Source organism: Thermus caliditerrae (assembly GCF_021462525.1).
GTDB classification, from domain to species: domain Bacteria; phylum Deinococcota; class Deinococci; order Deinococcales; family Thermaceae; genus Thermus; species Thermus caliditerrae.
In genome coordinates this window covers 26,642-44,153 of the sequence record NZ_JAKEDT010000006.1, presented here as the reverse complement: position 1 = coordinate 44,153, position 17,512 = coordinate 26,642, and the positions used below count along the sequence as shown (strand labels likewise).

Genomic DNA, 17,512 nt, shown 5'->3' with positions numbered 1-17,512 from the left:
GGTTGGGGATGCGCATCGCCTATGCCGGTCTCAGAAGGAGGGAAGAGTTCAAATCTCTGGCGACAAAGCTAGGCTTAATGCCCCTCCTTCTCCCTGTTCAGGCCACGGAAAAGGTATCCGTTCCCGAATACCAGGACCATCTCCGGCGGCTGGGAGAAGGGGTGGATCTCTTCGTGGCCACCACCGGGATAGGGGTAAGGGAGCTTTTGGAAGGAGGGCGGGTTTTGGAACTAGACCTGAAGGGGAGCCTGGAGAATGCCCTCCGCTTGGCCCGGGGGACCAAGGCCGCCCGGGTACTCAGGGACCTAGGGCTTGCCCCTCATGGGGTAGGAGACGGAACCACGCCAAGCCTTTTGCCTCTCCTACCCCAGGGACCCGGAGTGGCCGCCCTCCAGCTTTACGGCAAGCCCCTACCCCTCCTGGAACAGGCGTTGGAGGACAGGGGCTATGAGGTTCTCCCCCTCATGCCTTACCGTCACCTGCCGGACCCTGAGGGGATCCGCCTTCTGGAGGAGACCATTTTGGCCAAAGAGGTGCAAGCGGTAGCCTTTGTAGCCGCCATCCAGGTGGAGTTCCTGTTTGAGGGAGCCCGGAACCCCTCGGAGTTGAGGAGAACCTTCCAGCACGAGGTAAAGGCTCTGGCCGTGGGCCGGGTTACCGCGGAGGCCTTAAGGGAGTGGGGGGTGCAGCCCTTCTACGTGGATGAGCAGGAGCGGCTAGGAAGCATGCTCCAGGGCTTCTTACGCCTGTACCGGGAGGGGGCATGACCTACTTTCCCCTCATGCTGAACCTGAGGGGCAGGCCGGTTCTCCTAATCGCCGGCGGCCCGGAGACGGGGGCCAAGCTCCAGGCCCTCTTGGAGGCCGAGGCCCAGGTCACCGTCCTGGCCCAGGAGGACCATTGGAATCTGGCGGGCTTGGCCAAGGAGGGAAGGATCCGCTGGCTTCCCCGCGGTTATCGGCAAGGGGACCTCGAGGGCTTCTTCCTGGTGGTAAGCCATCCCCAAGACAAGGGGATCCATCCCCAGGTAAAGGCAGAGGCGGAAAGGCGAAGGGTGTTTTTGGTGGCGGTGGATGACCCGGAAAACGCCACCGCCATCCTCCCCGCCGTGGTGCGAAGGGGGGAGTTGGTGGTGGCCCTTTCCACCTCTGGGGCTGCCCCTGCCTTGGCGGTGCGCCTAAAGGAGCGTTTTCTCCGGCTTTTGGGTCCAGAGTACGGGGAACTTGTAGCCTACCTGCGCCACCTTAGGCCACGGATAGCGGAGATCCCCTGCTTCGAAGAGCGTAAGCGGCTTTGGTACCGCCTTGTGGATTTGGCCTTAGAGGAACTCGACCTGGATCCGGAAGCCGGCCTGGCCAGGGCCAAGGAAAAGGTGGAGGAAGTGCTTGCGGAGGTTCAGCCATGGACAAGGTAACAAGCGCCAAGGCCCTTATCCGGCACGCCCTAGCGGAAGGCCAAAAACCCTGCTTCACGTGCAGTTTCCAAGCAGAAGACGTGGTGGTGCTCCATCTCCTCTTGGAGGAAAAACCCGAAATCCCCGTCCTCTTCCTGGACACCGGCTACCACTTCCCGGAGGTCTACGCCTACTGGGATGCCCTAAAGGAGAAGCTCGGCTTCCAGCTCGTAAACCTCTCCCCAAGCCTTTCCCGAGAGGAGCAGGAACGCCTCTACGGGAAGCTCTACGAGACCGACCCCACCCGCTGCTGCCAGATCCGCAAGGTGGACCCGCTATTCCGGGCCCTCGAGGACTACGACACCTGGTTCACCGGGCTTAGACGGGAGCAGTCCCCCACCCGGGCCGGCCTGCAACCGGTGGAGGAGGCCCGCCTTCCCGGCGGCCACCGCCTGCGCAAGGTCAGCCCCCTCTACGACTGGACCCTGAAGGAGGTCTTCGCCTACCTGGCGGTGGCGGAAATCCCCCACCTCCCCCTCTACGACGAGGGCTATCTCTCCATCGGCTGCGCCCCCTGCACGCAAAAGCCCCTGAACCCCGAGGACCCCCGCTCCGGCCGCTGGGCGGGCAAGGGCAAGCTGGAGTGTGGAATCCATCTGCACCCAAAGGAGGAATAGATGGCCTTTCTTCTGGGCTTCCTCATCGCCTTCGCCATCGGGATAACCGGCGTGGGAGCCGGCACCATCACCGCTCCCCTCCTCATCCTGGGCCTGGGCCTTTCCCCGGAGATCGCGGTGGGCACGGCCCTTCTCTTCGGTTTTCTGGTCAAGGTTCCCGCCGGCGCCGTCTACCTCTTTAGGCGCCAGGTGGCGGGTTGGATGCTGGGCCTCCTCCTTTTGGGGGGGCTTCCCGGGGTCCTGCTGGGCAGCCTCCTCCTGGTTCACCTCAAGGGGGCCAAGGACACAGTCCTCCTCTTGGTGGGGCTCACCGTGGTGGTTTCAGCGGGACTTGGGCTCTACCGGAGCCTGGCCCGGCTGGCCCTCAGCCGAGAAAGGCCCTGGCTTTTGCCTCCTGCTGCCTTCGGGATTGGCCTCGAGGTGGGCTTCTCCTCGGCAGGAGCAGGGGCCCTGGGCAGCCTCCTCCTACTCTACGTTACCCGCCTTACCCCCCAGCAGGTGGTGGGCACGGACATCCTTTTCGGCCTGGTCCTCTCCCTGGTGGGGGGTGGGGTGCACCTCTACTTCGGCCAGGTGGAGCCAACGCTCCTCCTCTCCCTAAGCCTAGGAGGGATCGCGGGGGCCAGCCTTGGGGCCCTCGTGGCCACCCGCGTGCCCAAGCGGCCCCTCCGGGTAGCCCTCCTCCTCTGGCTTCTCTTCATCGGTGCCCAGCTGGTCTGGAAGGGGGTGGCCCATGGCTAAGGTCTACTTGGTGGGAGCCGGGCCAGGAGATCCCGACCTCCTCACCCTGAAGGCCTACCGCCTCCTCAAGGAAGCCCCGGTGGTCCTCCACGACCGGCTGGTGGACGGGAGGGTCCTGGCCCTAATCCGAGGGAAAAAGGTGGAGGTGGGCAAGGCGGAAGGGGAAAGCGGCAAGCAGGAAGACATCCACCGGCTTCTCCTCCACTACGCCCGGACCCACCCCTTCGTGGTCCGGCTCAAGGGAGGGGATCCCTTCGTCTTCGGAAGAGGGGGCGAGGAAGTGCTTTTCCTCAGCGCCCATGGAGTGGCGGTGGAGGTGGTACCTGGGGTAAGTAGCATTCTGGCCACCGGACTTCCCCTCACCCACCGGGGCCTCAGCTCGGGCTTTGCGGTGGTTTCCGGGGTTTTAGAGGGTGGAGGATACCCGAACCTAAGCACCTCCGCCAAGGTACCCACCCTGGTGGTCCTCATGGGGGTGAGAAGGCGGGCATGGATTGCCCAAGAGCTCATCCGGTTGGGAAGGGATCCCAAGGAACCTTGCCTCTTCGTGGAGAGGACCACCACCCCCAAGGAAGCGCGGGTGTTAAGCCGGCTGGAAGAGGTGGCGGAGGGGAAAGTGGAGGTGGCCGCCCCAGCGGTCTGGGTGATGGGCAAGGTGGTGGAAGTGTTTCGATCCCTTCGGGAAATCCCGCAGGCATGGGCCCTTATGGAGGTGTAGCCATGGTGGAAACCCTACCCCAGGTAACCATTGGCGAGGACGAGCGGCTGGACCTAGAAAACCTGGCCACGGGAGCCTTCCACCCTGTGCGAGGCTTTATGACTCGGGAGGAAACCCTTTCTGTGGCCCAGGAGATGCGCCTCCCTGCGGGAGAGGTCTGGACGATTCCCATCCTCCTCCAGCTCCAGGAGCCGCCCCGGGTGGGCAAGGGGGATCAGGTGGTCCTCGTGCACCGGGCAAAGCCGGTGGCCCTTCTCCAGGTAGAGGACGCCTACGAGCTGGACTTGAAGACCTTGTCCCGGCAGGTGTTCGGTACGGAAAGCGAGGCCCACCCCGGGGTCAAGAAGCTGCTCGCCAAGGGGCCCTACGCCCTCGGGGGACGGGTAGAGGTGTGGGCCTGGAGACCCCGGTCCGCACAGCTGGAGAAAACCCCCGAGGAGACGCGGGCCTTCTTTCGGGAAAAGGGCTGGAGCAGAGTGGTGGCCTTTCAAACCCGCAACGCCCCCCACCGGGCCCACGAGTACCTAATCCGGTTGGGACTGGAGCTGGCCGATGGAGTTCTAGTCCATCCCATCCTGGGTGCCAAGAAGGAGGACGACTTCCCCACGGAGGTCATCGTTAAGGCTTACCAAGCCCTCATAGAAGGCTTTTTGCCCCGGGAACGGGTGGCCCTGTTTGGCCTTGCCACCCCGATGCGCTACGCCGGGCCCCGGGAAGCGGTATTCCACGCCCTTGTGCGCAAGAACTTCGGGGCCACCCACTTCCTGGTGGGCCGGGATCATGCAGGGGTAGGAAACTTTTACGATCCTTACGCAGCCCACCGCATCTTTGACCAGCTTCCCCCCTTGGGCATCGAGATCGTGAGGGTGGGCGCGGTCTTTCACTGCCCCATCTGTGGCGGCATCGCCTCGGAAAGGACCTGCCCCGACCACCACCGGGAGAGGCGGACCCCCATCAGCATGACCAAGGTGCGGTACCTCTTAAGGGAGGGCAAAACCCCACCCGCCGAACTGGTACGACCTGAACTGATCCCTATCCTTCAAGAAGGGGTCTAGGGCAGCCCAGGCTTCCCCGGAAGACGGACAGGCCCTTACCTGGGCCTGCGCAACTTAGCCTTCCCATGGGCCAAGGCCAGGAACCTGCCGGCTCCCTCCGGGCGGGCCGGCAGATAGAGATGGACGAAGCTTCCTAGGATGCGCCCATCCGTGTAGCCCTCCACTTCCGCTCCCCCCACTCGCCGCCAGGCGGGGCTAGGGGAGGGCTCCATGCGGGCGTAGTGGAACTCGTGCCCCTTGAAGGCCTCCCCCCTTCGGGCCAGGGGGTTATCCCTCAGGGCCTCCACCTCCCGGTAGCCCAGGACGGGCCTTTCCGCCATGCGGGCCTCCCCGGGTACCAAGCCCACCATGGGGAAGAAGGCCTCCCCGGCCCAAAGCCCTTGGGAGAGGTACATGTACCCCCCGCACTCGGCCACGATGGGACCCGGGAAGAGGCGCACGGCCCCCCGCATGGCCCGGTTTGCCGAAAGTTCCCGGGCGAGGAGCTCCGGGTACCCGCCCCCCAGGAGGAGGGCCTGGGCCTCGGGGAGGGCTTCGTCCTCCAAGGGGCTAAAGGGGATGAGCTCCGCCCCCAAGGCCTCCAGGAGCTCCAAGGCCTCGGGGTAGTAAAAGCGGAAGGCCTGGTCCCAGGCGTAGGCCACCCGGACCCGAGGGGAGCGCCTTTCCGGCAGGAAAGGGGGGGCCTCGGGCAAGGGGGAAGCGGCCTGGGCCAGGCGCAAGACCCCCTCCAGGTCCACCCGGAAGGCTTGGCGCAGGGCAGCTAGGGGTGGGCGCGCCTCCCCGGCGAGCACCAAACCCAAATGGCGCTCCGGGATTTCCAGGGCGGGATCTTGGGGAAGCCAACCCAGAAGGGGCAGGCCCACCTGGGCCAGCGCCTCCTGGAGAAGGGCCGCATGCCGCTCCGAACCCACCCGGTTGGCGAAGACCCCCACCACCTGGACCCCAGGGTCAAAGCTCCGGAAGCCCTGCACCAGGGGAGCGATGGAGCCTGCCATGCCGGAGGCATCCACCACCAAGGCCACGGGGGCCTCGAGGAGCTTGGCCACCTGGGCGGTGGAGCCCACCCGGCCAAGGGGGTCCTTGCCGTCAAACAGGCCCATCACCCCCTCCACCAGGGCCAGGTCCGCCCCCCGGGCCCCGTGCTGGAAGAGGGAGAGGAGGCCCTCGTGGTCCAGGAAAAAACCATCCAGGTTGTAGACCCTTCGACCGGAGGCCGCCTCGAGATGGGTGGGGTCCACGTAATCCGGCCCCACCTTGAAGGGCTGCACCCTAAGGCCCCGCTCCCCGAGGGCCAGGAGGAGGGCCAGGGCGAGCGTGGTCTTCCCCGCCCCCGAGTGGGGGGCGGCCAGGACTAGCCGCGGGAGGTGGGGCATGGCCTCACGCCTAGGGGGTGCCGGGCGAAGACTTGGGTGCCCTCGAGGGGGCGGAAGCGGGCCTCGGGAGAAGGCTGGGACCAGAACCCCCGGTCCGGGGGATAGGGGTTACCGAGGCTTTGGCCCATCATGGCCACCAGGTTATCCCCTGACCGGGGCATGACACAAATCCCCTAATCTGCCCGTGGAGGTGACCGATGAAGCGCAGGGATATCCTCAAAGGCACCTTGGCGGCAGGGGCCCTGGCCCTTTTGCCCAAGGGACAGGCCCAGGGAGCTTTCCAGAACCAGCCTTCCTTGGGTCGGCGGTACCGGAACCTCATCGTCCTGATCTACGACGGCTTCTCCTGGGAAGACTACGCCATCGCCCAGGCCTACGCCAGGAGGCGCTTAGGGCGGGTGCTGGCCCTGGAGAGGCTCCTTGCCCGCTACCCCAACGGGCTGATGAACACCTACAGCCTCACCAGCTACGTCACCGAGTCCAGCGCCGCGGGCAACGCCATGTCCTGTGGGGTGAAGACGGTGAACGGGGGCCTGGCTGTCCACGCGGACGGCACCCGGCTCAAGCCCTTCTTCGCCGCGGCCAAGGAGATGGGGAAGGCGGTGGGCCTGGTGACCACCACCACCGCTACCCACGCCACCCCGGCCAGCTTCGTGGTCTCCAACCCCGACCGCAACGCCGAGGCCCAGATCGCCGAACAGTACCTGGCCTTCGGGGCCGAGGTTTACCTGGGAGGCGGGGACCGCTTCTTCAACCCGGAGAAGCGGCAGGACAAGAAGGACATGTACGCCGCCTTTGCCCAGGCGGGCTACGGGGTGGTGAAGACCCCAGAGGAGCTGGCGCGGAGCAACGCCAGCAAGCTCCTTGGGGTCTTTTCCGACAGCCACGTGCCCTACGAGGTGGACCGCCGCTTCCAGGGGGTGAGGGTGCCGAGCCTCAGGGAGATGGTCCAGGCGGCCCTGCCCCGGCTGGCCGCCCACCGGAACGGCTTCGTGTTGCAGGTGGAGGCGGGGCGCATCGACCACAGCAACCACCTCAACGACCCCGCGGCCACCCTGTGGGACGTGTTGGCAGCGGATGAGGCCTTGGAGGCCCTCACCGCCTTCGTGGACCGCAACCCCGACACCCTCCTCCTCCTGGCCGCGGACCACGCCACCGGGGTAGCCGCCCTGTACGGGACGGGCCGGAGCTACCTGGAGAGCTCCGTGGGCATCGACCTTCTGGAGGGGCAGAAGGCGAGCTTTGAGCACATGCGCCGGGTCCTGGGGGCTAACCCCGACGCGGGCCAGGTGAAGGAGGCCTACCGGGCCATGAAGGGGGTGGTCCTCTCCGACGAGGAGGCGCAGATGGTGGTGGAGGCCATCGCCAAGAAGGCGTACCGCCCCGACGGCGTGCGGTACGGCATCCAGCCGGACAACACCATGTCCTGGGCCATGGTGCAGAAGAACGCCCAGAAGCCTGAGCGGCCCAACATCGGCTGGAGCTCCGGGCAGCACACGGCGAGCCCGGTGATGCTGGCCCTGTACGGGCAGGGGCTGCGCTTCCTGAACCTGGGCCTGGTGGACAACACCCATGTGTTCCGGCTCATGGGGGGGGCGCTGGGGATCCGCTACCAGAACCCGGTGATGAGCGAGGAGGAGGCCCTGGAGATCCTGAAGTCCCGGCCGGTGGGCATGCGCCACCCCGAGGACGTCTGGGCCTAAGGGCTTGGCAGGCCCTCCTTCCTTTCGGGCCGCCCCTTTGGGGGCGGCTTCAGTACCCTATGGGGCACCCAAAACCCAGTTTTGGGCTTTCCCACCCCTTCCCCCAGGCCTCCCCAAGGGCGCAGGCGCCGTTGACCCAAACCTCAACCTATGGTAGCCTACCCCCCAGGACGCCCAAGACTTAGGGTGTCCTGGCCGCGATGCCAGGCCGACAGGTCTGGACGCCCCGTGGCGGCGGGGGAAGTCCGGTGCAAGTCCGGCGCTGTCCCGCAACGGTAACCGGCCCCGTCCGGAAGCCCGAGTACCCGCTTCGCGGCCCTGCCCCGTAGCCCTCGAGGCAAGGGTGAAGGTGGTGATGCCTGTGGGACCCTAAACCCTTAGTTCCCCCCACAACCTGAGGCCCAAGACCCTTGGGCCCACTAGAGCATGAGGCTGAAGGCAAGGGCTGGCCCTGCACCCTCCCGCAGGAGGCACCGCCCTTAAGCAGAGGGAAGTTCTTGTCCAATTCAAAGGAGATGAGGTTTCGGGCATGAGGGAAACGCGCATGGTGCACACGGTCTTCCCCGGGGAGACCAACCATTACGGAACCCTGTTCGGTGGAACCGCTTTGGCCTGGATGGACCAGGCGGCCTTCGTGGCGGCCACTCGCCACGCCCGGCGCAAGGTGGTCACGGTGCACTCGGATGCGGTGGACTTCAAGCGCCCGGTGCCCCTGGGCTCCATCGTGGAGCTGGTGGCCCGGGTGGTGGAGGTGGGCCGCACCTCCATGCGGGTGGCGGTGGAGATGTGGGTGGAGCCCCTGGAGCCGGGCAGGGAGGCCTACCTGGCGGCGGAAGGGGGGTTCGTCCTGGTGGCGGTGGACGAGGAGGGGCGGCCTGTGCCCGTGCCCCCTTTGGAGGGGTGATGCTCACCGACCCCAGGCCCCACTACCGCCCCTACGAGTACCCGGGGCTCCTCCGCTTCCGGGACGCCATCCGCCACAGCTACTGGCTCCACACGGAGTACAGCTACGCGGCAGACCTCCAGGACCACGCCCTGGCCTCCCCCGAGGAGCGCGCCCTGGTGGAGCGCTCCCTCCTCGCCATCGCCCAGGTGGAGCTTTCCGTGAAGCTCTTCTGGGCGCGGGCCTACGAGGTCTTCCCCAAGCCGGAGGTGGCGGAGGTGGGGATGACCTTCGCCGAGAGCGAGGTGCGCCACGCCAACGCCTACGCCCACCTCCTGGAGCTTTTGGGCCTCGAGGAGCGCTTCGCCCAGGCGGTGGCCGAGGCCACCGCCCTTAGGGACCGGCACCGCCAGCTGGCCTCGGCCCTGGAGGTGGCCCGCAAGGGAACCCTCCGGGACTACGCCCTGGCCCTCCTCCTCTTTTCCGCCTTCACGGAGCACGTCTCCTTGTTCTCCCAGTTCTACGTGCTCATGGCCTTGAACAAGCGCCTGGGCCGGTTCAAGGGGATCTCCAACGCCATCGAGGCCACCAGCAAGGAGGAAAACCTCCACGGCCTCTTTGGGGTGGAGCTCCTCCGGCTCCTCAGGGAGGAAAGGCCCGACCTCTTCGGGCCCTCCTTCGCTGAGGAGGCCCAGGAAAGGGCCCAGGGCTTCTTCCGGGCGGAGGAGGCCCTTTTGGACTGGATCTTCGCCCAAGGGGATGTGGACGCGGTGAAGAGGGAGGAGGTCTGGGAGTTCCTGAAGTGGCGGTACAACCAGGTCCTCTCCCTCCACGGCCTCCCCGCCCCCTTCCCCGTGCGGGAGGAGGCCCTGAGGGATACGGAGTGGTTTGACCTGGAGCTATTTGCCGACAAAGAGGTGGACTTTTTCAACAAGCGGANCGCGGGGGGGGGGGGCCCCAAAGAAGCTTAGGAGGTGTAGCATGACCAAGACCAAGCGGGAATACCGGCCCTGGTACTGGGCCAACGAGTGGACCCGGCTGTACATGAGCCGGGGGTACCTCCTCCCTGGGGTAACGATCGAAGAAAGGGTGAAGCAGATCGCCGACCGGGCGGAGGCCCTGACCCGCATAGAGGGCTTCTCCCGTAAGTTTCAGGAGTACATGGCCCGGGGCTGGTACTCCCTGGCCACCCCCATCTGGGCCAACTACGGCCTCCGGCGGGGCCTGCCCATCTCCTGCTACGGCACCTACGTGGAGGACGACACCGCCTCCATCCTCCAGGCGGTGGCCGAGATCGGCATGATGAGCAAGCAGGGCGGGGGCACCTCGGTTTACCTGGGCGAGCTCCGCCCCCGGGGAGCCCCCATCCGGGACAACGGGGAGAGCAACGGCTCCTATGCCTTCGCCTCCCTCTTCGACCGGGTGATTGAGGTCTTCAACCAGGGCTCCACCCGCCGCGGCCAGTGCGCCGCCTACCTCCCCATAGAACACCCCGACTTCGGGGAGTGGCTCAGGATCCAGCGGGAAGGCAGCGAGATCCAATCCCTCTTCTGGGGCGTCTCCGTGGGGGACGCCTGGCTGGAGGCCATGATCGCTGGGGACCGGGAGAAGCGGGAAAGGTGGGCCCAGGTCCTCAAGAGCCGGGCGGAGGTGGGGATTCCCTACCTCTTCTTCCGGGACAACGCCAACCGCCAGGCCCCCGAGATCTTCAAAAAGCTGGGCAAGACCATCCACGCCAGCAACCTCTGCACCGAGATCATGCTCCCCTCGGACCCCGAAGAGAGCTTTGTCTGCTGCCTTTCCTCCCTGAACCTCCTCCACTTCGACGAGTGGAAGGACACGGATGCCGTGGAAACCCTCACCCTCTTCCTGGACTCGGTGCTGGACGACTTCATCGAGAAGGCACAGGGCATCCCCTACTTGGAGCGGGCGGTGCGCTTCGCCCGGCGCTACCGGGCCATCGGCATCGGCGTCCTAGGCTGGCACAGCTACCTGCAGTCCAAGATGATCCCCCTGGAAAGCGCGGAGGCCCTTTTCCTCAACAACCTCATCTTCAAGACCATCCGGGAACGGGCGGAGGAGGCCAGCCGCTGGCTCCGGGCGCGCCACCCCGAGGACGAGCTGGCCGGGCTTATGGAGCGGCGGAACGCCACCCTCCTGGCCGTGGCCCCCACCAAGTCCAGCGCCTTCATCCTGGGCCAGGTCTCCCCCTCCATCGAGCCCTACACCAGCAACTACTACCTCAAGGACCTGCAGAAGGCCCGCATTTCCTTCAAGAACCCCTTCCTGGAGGAGCTGTTGCGGCAGAAGGGGAAGGACGAGGAGAGGGTGTGGCGGAGCATCCTGGAGAGGAACGGCTCCGTGCAGCACCTGGACTTCCTCACGGACGAGGAAAAGGACGTCTTCAAGACCTTCGCCGAGGTCTCACAGAAGACCCTGGTGAACCTGGCCGCTGGGCGGCAGCGGCACATCGACCAGGGGCAGTCCCTGAATCTGGTGATCCACCCCGAGGCCCCGCCCAAGGACGTGAACGAGCTCTACCTGCACGCCTGGCGGAGCGGCCTCAAGGCCCTTTACTACCAGTTCAGCACCAGCGCCGCCCAGGCCTACAGCCGGGATCTCCTCCTCTCCTGCCGGGCCTGCGAGAGCTAAGTGCCCCGTCGTGGCTTGCGCCACGGGGGGGGCCCCAAAGAGGCCATGAGCACGCCACTTTGGCTTTGGCCGGTGGGGCAACCTTTGCGTGCAGGTACTTAGCCTACCCCTGGCAGAAAGGCCGTGGGCAAGGCGCCCCGGCCCTTGCCGAGGGAAGGGCTGGCCCTCGAGGCCATGCCATCCCCAGGACCGGGTCCGCCTGGGGTGGCATGGCCTCCTGACCCTCCCCTGACCCGAGGCGCCTAGGGTGGGGGCATGGACCTGCGCCTTGCCCTGGGCCTCGCCGAGGCGTTGGAGCGGCCTTCGTTTCCCGAGGGGGTGGGCCTCGAGGTCTACCTGGACCCAGGCCTCTTGGAGGAGGACGAGCCCTTCCGCCAGCTGGCGGCAAAGCGCCCCAAGAGGCTTTCCGTCCACCTGCCCTTTTGGAACCTGGACCTGGTCAACCCTAGCCACTACTACCCACCCCCACACGTAGGTGGGCATCCGTAGCAGCCGACCCCCCACCAGGATGAGGGTCTAAGCCTCCCTTCCACCCCTCCCACGATCCCAGCAGGATGGGCTTGAGGACCGAGAGATCCCTCGGCACCTTCCGCCCAAGGAGGGGAAGGAAAAGGCCTACCCTCAGGGCTCGCCAGGCGTGGATGCCCTGGGGGTTCCTTCCCGCGGTAGACCCCGCAGGGCCGCCTGGCTCACCCTGAAGGCTTGGAAGGGTGGCGAGAGCTCTCTTCATCTGGGCAAGCTCCCGCCTGAGCTTGCGCTTGAGGTAGGGGTTCTTCTCCTCACGGTGCCGCTCCTTGAGCTGGGCTATCCGCCCCTCGTAGAAGCGGCGGGTGCGGTCGTGAAAGGAGGGGTCCTGGAGGAGGGCCTTGAGGGGTTTGGGGATCTCCTCCTTGAACCCCAAGGCCCGTCGGCCGATCACGTAGGCCGCGGCCACGTCCTTGGACAAGGACAGGAGGGGGGCGTACTTCAGCATCCCGATGGTGGAGGTGTCCTGGGGGTTCACCTCCAGGCTTTGGATGCCCTTCTTTCGGGCCAAGGCGTGCACCTTCCCCAGGAGGAAGCGGTAGGCGAAGCGGTGGGCTTGGCGGCGGAACCTTCTTCCGGAGCCGTCTCCTCTTCTCCCTTTGGGGAGATGCTTCAGCCGTTCCGTGGCGATCGCTACCCCCTCCTCCTGGGCCAGGGAGACGATCTGGTGGGCCATCCGCCAGAGGGCGATCTCCTTGGCCCCCCGGTTCTTGGCCCGGTCCACCTCCTCCAGGGAGAGGGTGAGGTACCGCCTCAGGCTCCCGTCCGGGTTCACCACCGCCAGGGCCAGCCCGTAGGGGTCGGCGTTGACGTCCAGGGCCAGGACGCCCCCCTCCTGGGTGAGGGAGAGGGGGGGAAGCTCCTCCTCCCAGGAGAAGAGGGCGTAGACCCTCCCCTCCCGCAAGGAGAGCTCCACGTTGTAGGGCTCATGGGCATACACCCGGGACAGAAGCGCTTGGAGCCTGGGGTGGGAGGTCTTCACCAGGGCCCAGGCGTAGCGCTTTTCCCCCAGGTTGATCTGAAGCCAGAGGCTTCCGTCCTGCACCACCAAGCGCAGGTGAGGGTTGCCCTTTTTGCTCTTATCCCCACGGGCGTAGAGGGTGCCCTTGCGCCTTTCCCGCCACTCCGCCTTCTTCCGCTCATAGAGCGGGAGGTTGCTCCGTTTGAGCCGGGCCAGGTCTGCAAGAAGTTTCCTCCCCCCGAAGACCACCTTGCGGGGGTTCTCCCCGAGCTCCACCTGGGAGGTGAGGAGGGCCTTGGCCTTGAGGATGGCGTCATCTGCGTAGCGGGTGTTGAGGCGGAAGAGGGTGCACAGGGGGCCATCTTCCCGCTTGAGCTCCTTGCGGTCCTCACCTTCAAGGAGCCTCTTGTAGCCGTAGCGCACCGCCGAGGAGAAGCGGCGCATGAGGTCCAAGGTGGCCACGTAGTCCCCGTGGTCGGGGAAGACGAGAAGGGCTTCCAGGCCGGTGTAGGCGTCCTTAGCTTTCTCCCTCACGGCGCTTCCTCCCCGCTCGCATCCGCAACACCGAGCCCCTACGCCCATACACCCGGGCCGCAAAAGAGGAAACGATGGCCACCAGGTCCTCGGCCAGCTCCCGCTGGAGATCCTCAGGGCGCTCCTCCCCGTTCAGCACCACCAGCCGGGCCCCAAAGGCTTCCAAGTAGAGCCTCAGGTACTCCAGCCCAAACCGGGCCAGACGGTCCTCGTACTCCACCACCACCGCCTCCACCTCGCCCCGCTTCACCCGGTTCAACACCTTGAGAAGCCCCCGGCGCTTCTCGTTTACCCCGCTGGCCACCTCGGCCACCACCTCGTAGCGCAGGCCCTGGCCTTTGGCCCAGGCTTCCAGCCGGGCGATCTGGTTCTGGAGGTAGGCTTCCTGCTTGCGGGTGGACACCCGAGCGTAGAGCACCACCTGGGGAGCCAGACGGCGCGCCTCCTCTAGGCCCAGAAGGCCTTCCACGTCCTCTCGGCGGTAGCGCCTCCGGCCTCCTGGGGTGCGCAGGGGGCGGATGAGCCCGTGGCGCTCCCACTTCAGGAGAGTGTTTTGGTGGATGCCGTAAAGCCTGTAGACCTGGAGGGGTGTGAGGAGTATTGGCTCCAAAGCTAAGGCTAATGTGGCCTAAGTAAGGTAAAAAGTCAACTGTTTGCCACCTCCAACGCCTCCCTCAAAAAGCGGCCCTCCTCGGGCCAGGAGGAAAGGTTGCTCTTCTGTACCCCCTTTTCGGATATTCACCCGCATACCCAGCTCACGCCACCGCCCGCAACACCCGGATGATGGGCAGACCCACCTCCCCAAGAAGCTGGGCCACTACGCTCCAGGCCATCACCCACACCTCCACCTGCCCCACCACCGCCTTCAGCCCCCGCACCCTCCCCACCGCCTCCACCAAACCCGTCGGCCCCTTCAGCACACCAAAGACCGTCTCTAGCTCCCACCTCCGCCCCAAAAGCCTCCGGTACACACCCCTCCCCCGCCGCCGCAGGTTGGCTACCCGCCCCTCCCCCTTGGGCCTCCCCCGTCTCCGGTTATGCCCCGTCACCAAAACCATCCCTCGCCTCCCCGCCAGCCGAAAGTTGGCCTTCCCCTCATAGGCCGCATCCGCCACCACCACGGGCGGCTTCTCCCCAGGAAGCCTCTCCGCCCGTCTGAGCATCCCAAGTGTCCAGGTCCAAGGGCAGGTGGAGCTTGTACCCGTAAACCCAGCCCCCATCCGAGCCCACGCCCCAGGCCGCCTCCCCATCCGACCTCTGGGCGGGGAGGAGGGTGGAGGCAAGGTACGGGCTTCGCCCGTGACCCATGGCCAGGATCCGCCTTTTCCGGCCCACCCGCTTCCCTTCCCGCAGGTGGTGCCAGGGCAGCCTCCGGCTCCGCTCGCTCAGGGTGGCGGAAGAGGAGAAGGCTGAGGTCGGAGAAGGTCCTGGGCCTGCCGGGTTTTCTCTCCGGTGCTGGCAGGCGGGCTTGGAGCCATGCTTGGAGGAGGGGGACCAGCTCTTCCAGGGGCAGGGGTGGGATGGAGGGGGGTGTTTGGTGTTCTTCCACACGTCACCAAACGCCCCCCTTTTCCTTTGGCGTGTCAAGGGGGTATGCGTTGAATATCCGAAAGGGAGGTTACAGGGCAAAGAAGCTACCATCTCGGCCCGAGCATCTGGTTGAGTTGCAATGTGTCCGATACTTCCCCCTTTTTTCTAAGGAGAAGTTCTTGCGGGAGAGCGTATATTCTTGCCCAAATACGGCTTAATGTGGCAAAATCCGACACCATATGAGGGAAGCGGGTCGGATTGCCTTGCGCGTCCTCAAGCTTCTGCACCACCACCCGGAAGGGCTTCACTTAAAGGCGTTGGCAGCGGAGCTGTCCCTCCCTCGTGATAAGGCGCGCAAGGCGTTGCAGGTCGCTTGGGAAGAAGGCTTTGTGGTCCAGGATCCCTTGAGCAAGAAGTACCTGATCCGCTATCCTCACCCTTTCCTGGAACTGCCAGAGGCCCCGGAAGACCCTTACTTTTATCAAGAGCTGGCTAAGGAAGCCTACCAACACACCGGCCATCGGGCGTATGTCCTCACGCTGCGCCCGTGGGGGATTCATCCGGAGGCAACTTATGGCAACCGCGGCCAGAGGGTTTGGCCCGTTCCTGGAGAGCAGGGACCCGTCACCCCCCATGCCCACGCCTCGGCTGGGGCAAGGGCCATTTTGGCCCACATGCGGGAAGAAGCCCTGAGAGCCCACCTTTTCCGATTCCCTCCTAAGCCTTACACCTCCTCAACGCCGAGCACCGTCCAAGATCTAATGTCCCGCCTCGAGGAAGTCCGCCGCCTGGGCTACGCCAGAGCCAAGGGGGAACTCATCCCGAATCGGTGCGGGCTGGCGGTACCTCTCAAGACCGCCTCGGGCGAGGCCTTTGGGGCCGTGGGGTTGTCTTTGCCTGAGGGCAAGGAGTGCTTCCTGGATGCCCCCGAAAGCTGTACGGCGTGCCGGAAGTGCCTGGGCCTTTCCACCGTCTTGAAGGAGGTGGTGTCGCAACTATGGCCATCTTCGGAAGCCTAAGGGACATGCCCTTTCCCGACCTGGTGGGCATGCTGGGCCGTCGGAGCGGTGTGCTGGAGATCTTCGGGCTTCCAGGGCATCGCCAGGGCTACGCCATTGCCCTGGATGGCGGGAAGGTGGTGTGGGTACGGGAAGGGACAAAGCTCCTCGACCCCCTCCAAGCCCGCTCGGTATTGCAGGAGCTTTTCCGCTCCGGGGAGGGCGCTTTCGAGTTCACCACCGGCACCCCTCCGCCCCCGCCGGAGGGCCAGCCCCTGGGCTGGCCCCTGGAGCGCATCCTCCTCACCATGACCACCATCGAGGACGAGTTCGCTGCTTACCGCTCCCTCCTCCCCGATCCGAAGACCCGTTTCCAGGCGGTGGCCATGGACGTCTGGCTGGAGGAGCCCCTTTGGAGCTTCTGGGAGCGGGCCCGTCCCCTACTGGCCTCCGGGGCTTCTGCGGAGGAGCTGGCCGCCCGATTGGGCCTGCGGGTGGAGGAGGTGCTTTATTACCTGCACAAGCTGCGGCTGGTGGGCAAGGTGGCCCCGGTGCGGGCCTACCAAGAGGCGGCGCAGGCGGAGGAGAAGCGGGGGCTCTTCCGTAGGCTCCTAGCCTCCTTGTTGGGGAGGGCGGGGTGAGCAGGAGCTACAAGCTGGTGGTTTCCGGCCCCGTGGGGGCAGGCAAGACCACCTTCATCCAGTCCCTCTCGGAGATCCCCGTGGTGGAAACCGACGAGCTGGCCACGGAGGACATCGGCAAGGAAAAGACCACCGTGGCCCTGGACTACGGCCTCCTCACCCTGGACGGGGTGCCCATCCACCTCTTCGGCACCCCAGGGCAGGAGCGCTTCGACTTCATGTGGGACGTCCTGGTGGAAGGGGCCTTGGGCTTGGTCCTCCTGGTGGCGGGGGACCAGCCCAGGGATTTCCCCAAAGCCCGGCACATCCTGGAGTACCTTACCTCCCGCCACCCCGTGCCCTTCGTGGTGGGGGTGACCCGGCAGGATCTTCCCAGGGTGTGGACCCCGGAGGACGTGGCCGACTACTTCGGCCTGCCGCAGGAGCAGGTGGTGGGGATGAACGCCACCAGCCCCACCAGCGCTACCTTAGCCCTCATCCGCATCCTGGAGCTGGTGACGGGGGAGAGGTGGCAGGGCGTGTGGTGAAGACGTGGAGGAGGCAACATGAGTCTGACGAACCGCGACTACTACCGGCGTTTGGCGCAACGGACCCTGGACGAGATGCCCCCCGAGGACCGCTTCTCGGGGGAGGATGCGGCCTTGGTGCTTCGGCACCGGGAGCTCCTGTTGGGCTTGGAAGAGAGGTTGGTCCAGCTTTTTTACGACAGCCTCTACAGCCATCCCGCCACCAGAGCGGTGTTCCGGGAGGGGGAGCGCCCCGAGAGGGAGCGCACCCTGCGGGAATGGTGGCGGCGCACCCTCAGCGGTCCTTTTGACCTGGATTACTGGGCCTGGCAGGCCTACGTGGGACTGGCCCACGTGCGCCGCGGGGTCACGAACCCCATGATGCTGGGACATGCGGCCCTGGTGGCGAGGGCGGTGGGGGAAGCGGTTCGGGAAGTGGAAGGCGGCGCTTTGGCTGGGGCGGTTTCCCGCCTGATGGCCACGGTATCCGCGCTGATTGCCAACGGGTACCACGAGGTCTACCTGGAGGCCGCCAGCCAGATCACGGGGCAGAGCCGCAGTCTCCTGGAGCGGAGCGTGGAGGTGGCGCTTTCTGCGCTGGAGGCGAAAGCGCAGTGAGGCA

20 protein-coding genes and 1 riboswitch are annotated in these 17,512 nt (G+C 65.9%); of the genes, 15 read left to right on the top strand and 5 right to left on the bottom strand.

Annotated features, from left to right (window positions below):
* The first annotated feature begins 8 nt into the window (after positions 1 to 8).
* From L1088_RS05165 to sat, 6 genes are read left to right on the top strand one after another with little or no spacing between them, the layout of a single operon-like run.
* Positions 9 to 767, top strand: a complete 759-nt coding sequence (locus L1088_RS05165) for a uroporphyrinogen-III synthase (RefSeq protein ID WP_234554015.1) — start codon at positions 9 to 11, stop codon at positions 765 to 767.
* Entirely contained in the window at positions 764 to 1,414 is a 651-nt protein-coding gene (locus L1088_RS05160) for a precorrin-2 dehydrogenase/sirohydrochlorin ferrochelatase family protein (protein ID WP_234554014.1), read from the top strand. Before L1088_RS05165 ends, L1088_RS05160 begins: the two co-directional genes overlap by 4 nt.
* Entirely contained in the window at positions 1,402 to 2,070 is a 669-nt protein-coding gene (locus L1088_RS05155) for a phosphoadenylyl-sulfate reductase (RefSeq protein WP_234554013.1), read from the top strand. Before L1088_RS05160 ends, L1088_RS05155 begins: the two co-directional genes overlap by 13 nt.
* The gene (locus L1088_RS05150; RefSeq protein ID WP_234554012.1) at positions 2,071 to 2,811 is read left to right on the top strand and encodes a sulfite exporter TauE/SafE family protein; all 741 of its coding nucleotides are present in this window, start codon (positions 2,071 to 2,073) and stop codon (positions 2,809 to 2,811) included.
* Positions 2,804 to 3,529 carry a uroporphyrinogen-III C-methyltransferase gene (cobA, locus tag L1088_RS05145; protein WP_234554011.1) on the top strand — a complete coding sequence of 242 codons (726 nt, stop codon included), beginning with the start codon at positions 2,804 to 2,806 and terminating at the stop codon, positions 3,527 to 3,529. Before L1088_RS05150 ends, cobA begins: the two co-directional genes overlap by 8 nt.
* A 2-nt stretch (positions 3,530 to 3,531) precedes the next feature.
* Positions 3,532 to 4,584, top strand: a complete 1,053-nt coding sequence (gene sat / locus L1088_RS05140) for a sulfate adenylyltransferase (RefSeq protein WP_234554010.1) — start codon at positions 3,532 to 3,534, stop codon at positions 4,582 to 4,584.
* A 35-nt stretch (positions 4,585 to 4,619) separates the two neighbouring features.
* On the opposite strand, the gene L1088_RS05135 is transcribed toward sat, so the two are convergent.
* Together L1088_RS05135 and L1088_RS05130 are read right to left on the bottom strand one after the other, a co-directional pair.
* Positions 4,620 to 5,957, bottom strand: a complete 1,338-nt coding sequence (locus tag L1088_RS05135) for a cobyrinic acid a,c-diamide synthase CobB (RefSeq protein ID WP_234554009.1) — start codon at positions 5,955 to 5,957, stop codon at positions 4,620 to 4,622.
* Entirely contained in the window at positions 5,936 to 6,088 is a 153-nt protein-coding gene (locus tag L1088_RS05130; protein ID WP_234554008.1) for a hypothetical protein, read from the bottom strand. Before L1088_RS05130 ends, L1088_RS05135 begins: the two co-directional genes overlap by 22 nt.
* 66 nt (positions 6,089 to 6,154) lie before the next feature.
* Here L1088_RS05130 and L1088_RS05125 point away from each other — a divergent pair, with 66 nt between their 5' ends.
* From L1088_RS05125 to L1088_RS05105, 5 genes are all read left to right on the top strand, one after another.
* Positions 6,155 to 7,660 (top strand): alkaline phosphatase, encoded by a 1,506-nt coding sequence (locus tag L1088_RS05125; protein ID WP_234554007.1) that lies wholly within the window; start codon positions 6,155 to 6,157, stop codon positions 7,658 to 7,660.
* A gap of 175 nt (positions 7,661 to 7,835) precedes the next feature.
* Positions 7,836 to 7,987: riboswitch (cobalamin riboswitch) on the top strand.
* Positions 7,988 to 8,189: 202 nt separating this feature from the next.
* On the top strand, positions 8,190 to 8,564 hold the full coding sequence (locus L1088_RS05120; RefSeq protein WP_038045193.1) for an acyl-CoA thioesterase: 375 nt from the start codon (positions 8,190 to 8,192) through the stop codon (positions 8,562 to 8,564).
* Positions 8,564 to 9,514 carry a ribonucleotide-diphosphate reductase subunit beta gene (locus L1088_RS05115; protein WP_234554006.1) on the top strand — a complete coding sequence of 317 codons (951 nt, stop codon included), beginning with the start codon at positions 8,564 to 8,566 and terminating at the stop codon, positions 9,512 to 9,514. The genes L1088_RS05120 and L1088_RS05115 overlap by 1 nt, the downstream gene beginning before the upstream one ends.
* A gap of 10 nt (positions 9,515 to 9,524) precedes the next feature.
* Positions 9,525 to 11,195 carry a ribonucleoside-diphosphate reductase subunit alpha gene (locus L1088_RS05110; protein ID WP_234554005.1) on the top strand — a complete coding sequence of 557 codons (1,671 nt, stop codon included), beginning with the start codon at positions 9,525 to 9,527 and terminating at the stop codon, positions 11,193 to 11,195.
* 255 nt (positions 11,196 to 11,450) lie between these two features.
* Entirely contained in the window at positions 11,451 to 11,684 is a 234-nt protein-coding gene (locus L1088_RS05105) for a hypothetical protein (RefSeq protein ID WP_234554004.1), read from the top strand.
* Here the strand turns inward: L1088_RS05105 and L1088_RS05100 are convergent.
* The 3 genes from L1088_RS05100 to L1088_RS05090 all read right to left on the bottom strand — a co-directional run bounded on the left by L1088_RS05100 (position 11,641) and on the right by L1088_RS05090 (position 14,378).
* Positions 11,641 to 13,263, bottom strand: coding sequence for an SSO2105 N-terminal domain-containing protein (locus tag L1088_RS05100; protein ID WP_438948060.1), 1,623 nt, complete (start codon positions 13,261 to 13,263; stop codon positions 11,641 to 11,643). The genes L1088_RS05105 and L1088_RS05100 overlap by 44 nt on opposite strands.
* The gene (locus tag L1088_RS05095) at positions 13,199 to 13,816 is read right to left on the bottom strand and encodes an IS607 family transposase (RefSeq protein ID WP_234554060.1); all 618 of its coding nucleotides are present in this window, start codon (positions 13,814 to 13,816) and stop codon (positions 13,199 to 13,201) included. Before L1088_RS05095 ends, L1088_RS05100 begins: the two co-directional genes overlap by 65 nt.
* Before the next feature lie 154 nt (positions 13,817 to 13,970).
* A complete protein-coding gene (locus L1088_RS05090; protein ID WP_234554002.1) occupies positions 13,971 to 14,378 on the bottom strand; it encodes a transposase in 408 nt (135 codons plus the stop codon).
* Positions 14,379 to 15,008: 630 nt separating this feature from the next.
* On the opposite strand from L1088_RS05090, the gene L1088_RS05085 reads away from it, so the two are divergent.
* The 4 genes from L1088_RS05085 to L1088_RS05070 are packed head-to-tail and all read left to right on the top strand — an operon-like array spanning position 15,009 to position 17,508.
* A complete protein-coding gene (locus L1088_RS05085) occupies positions 15,009 to 15,764 on the top strand; it encodes an IclR family transcriptional regulator (RefSeq protein ID WP_234554001.1) in 756 nt (251 codons plus the stop codon).
* Positions 15,743 to 16,384, top strand: coding sequence for a DUF4388 domain-containing protein (locus L1088_RS05080; protein ID WP_051913525.1), 642 nt, complete (start codon positions 15,743 to 15,745; stop codon positions 16,382 to 16,384). The genes L1088_RS05085 and L1088_RS05080 overlap by 22 nt, the downstream gene beginning before the upstream one ends.
* Positions 16,381 to 16,911 carry a GTP-binding protein gene (locus tag L1088_RS05075; protein ID WP_234554000.1) on the top strand — a complete coding sequence of 177 codons (531 nt, stop codon included), beginning with the start codon at positions 16,381 to 16,383 and terminating at the stop codon, positions 16,909 to 16,911. The genes L1088_RS05080 and L1088_RS05075 overlap by 4 nt, the downstream gene beginning before the upstream one ends.
* Before the next feature lie 18 nt (positions 16,912 to 16,929).
* Positions 16,930 to 17,508, top strand: a complete 579-nt coding sequence (locus L1088_RS05070; protein ID WP_234553999.1) for a protoglobin domain-containing protein — start codon at positions 16,930 to 16,932, stop codon at positions 17,506 to 17,508.
* Positions 17,509 to 17,512: the final 4 nt, after the last annotated feature.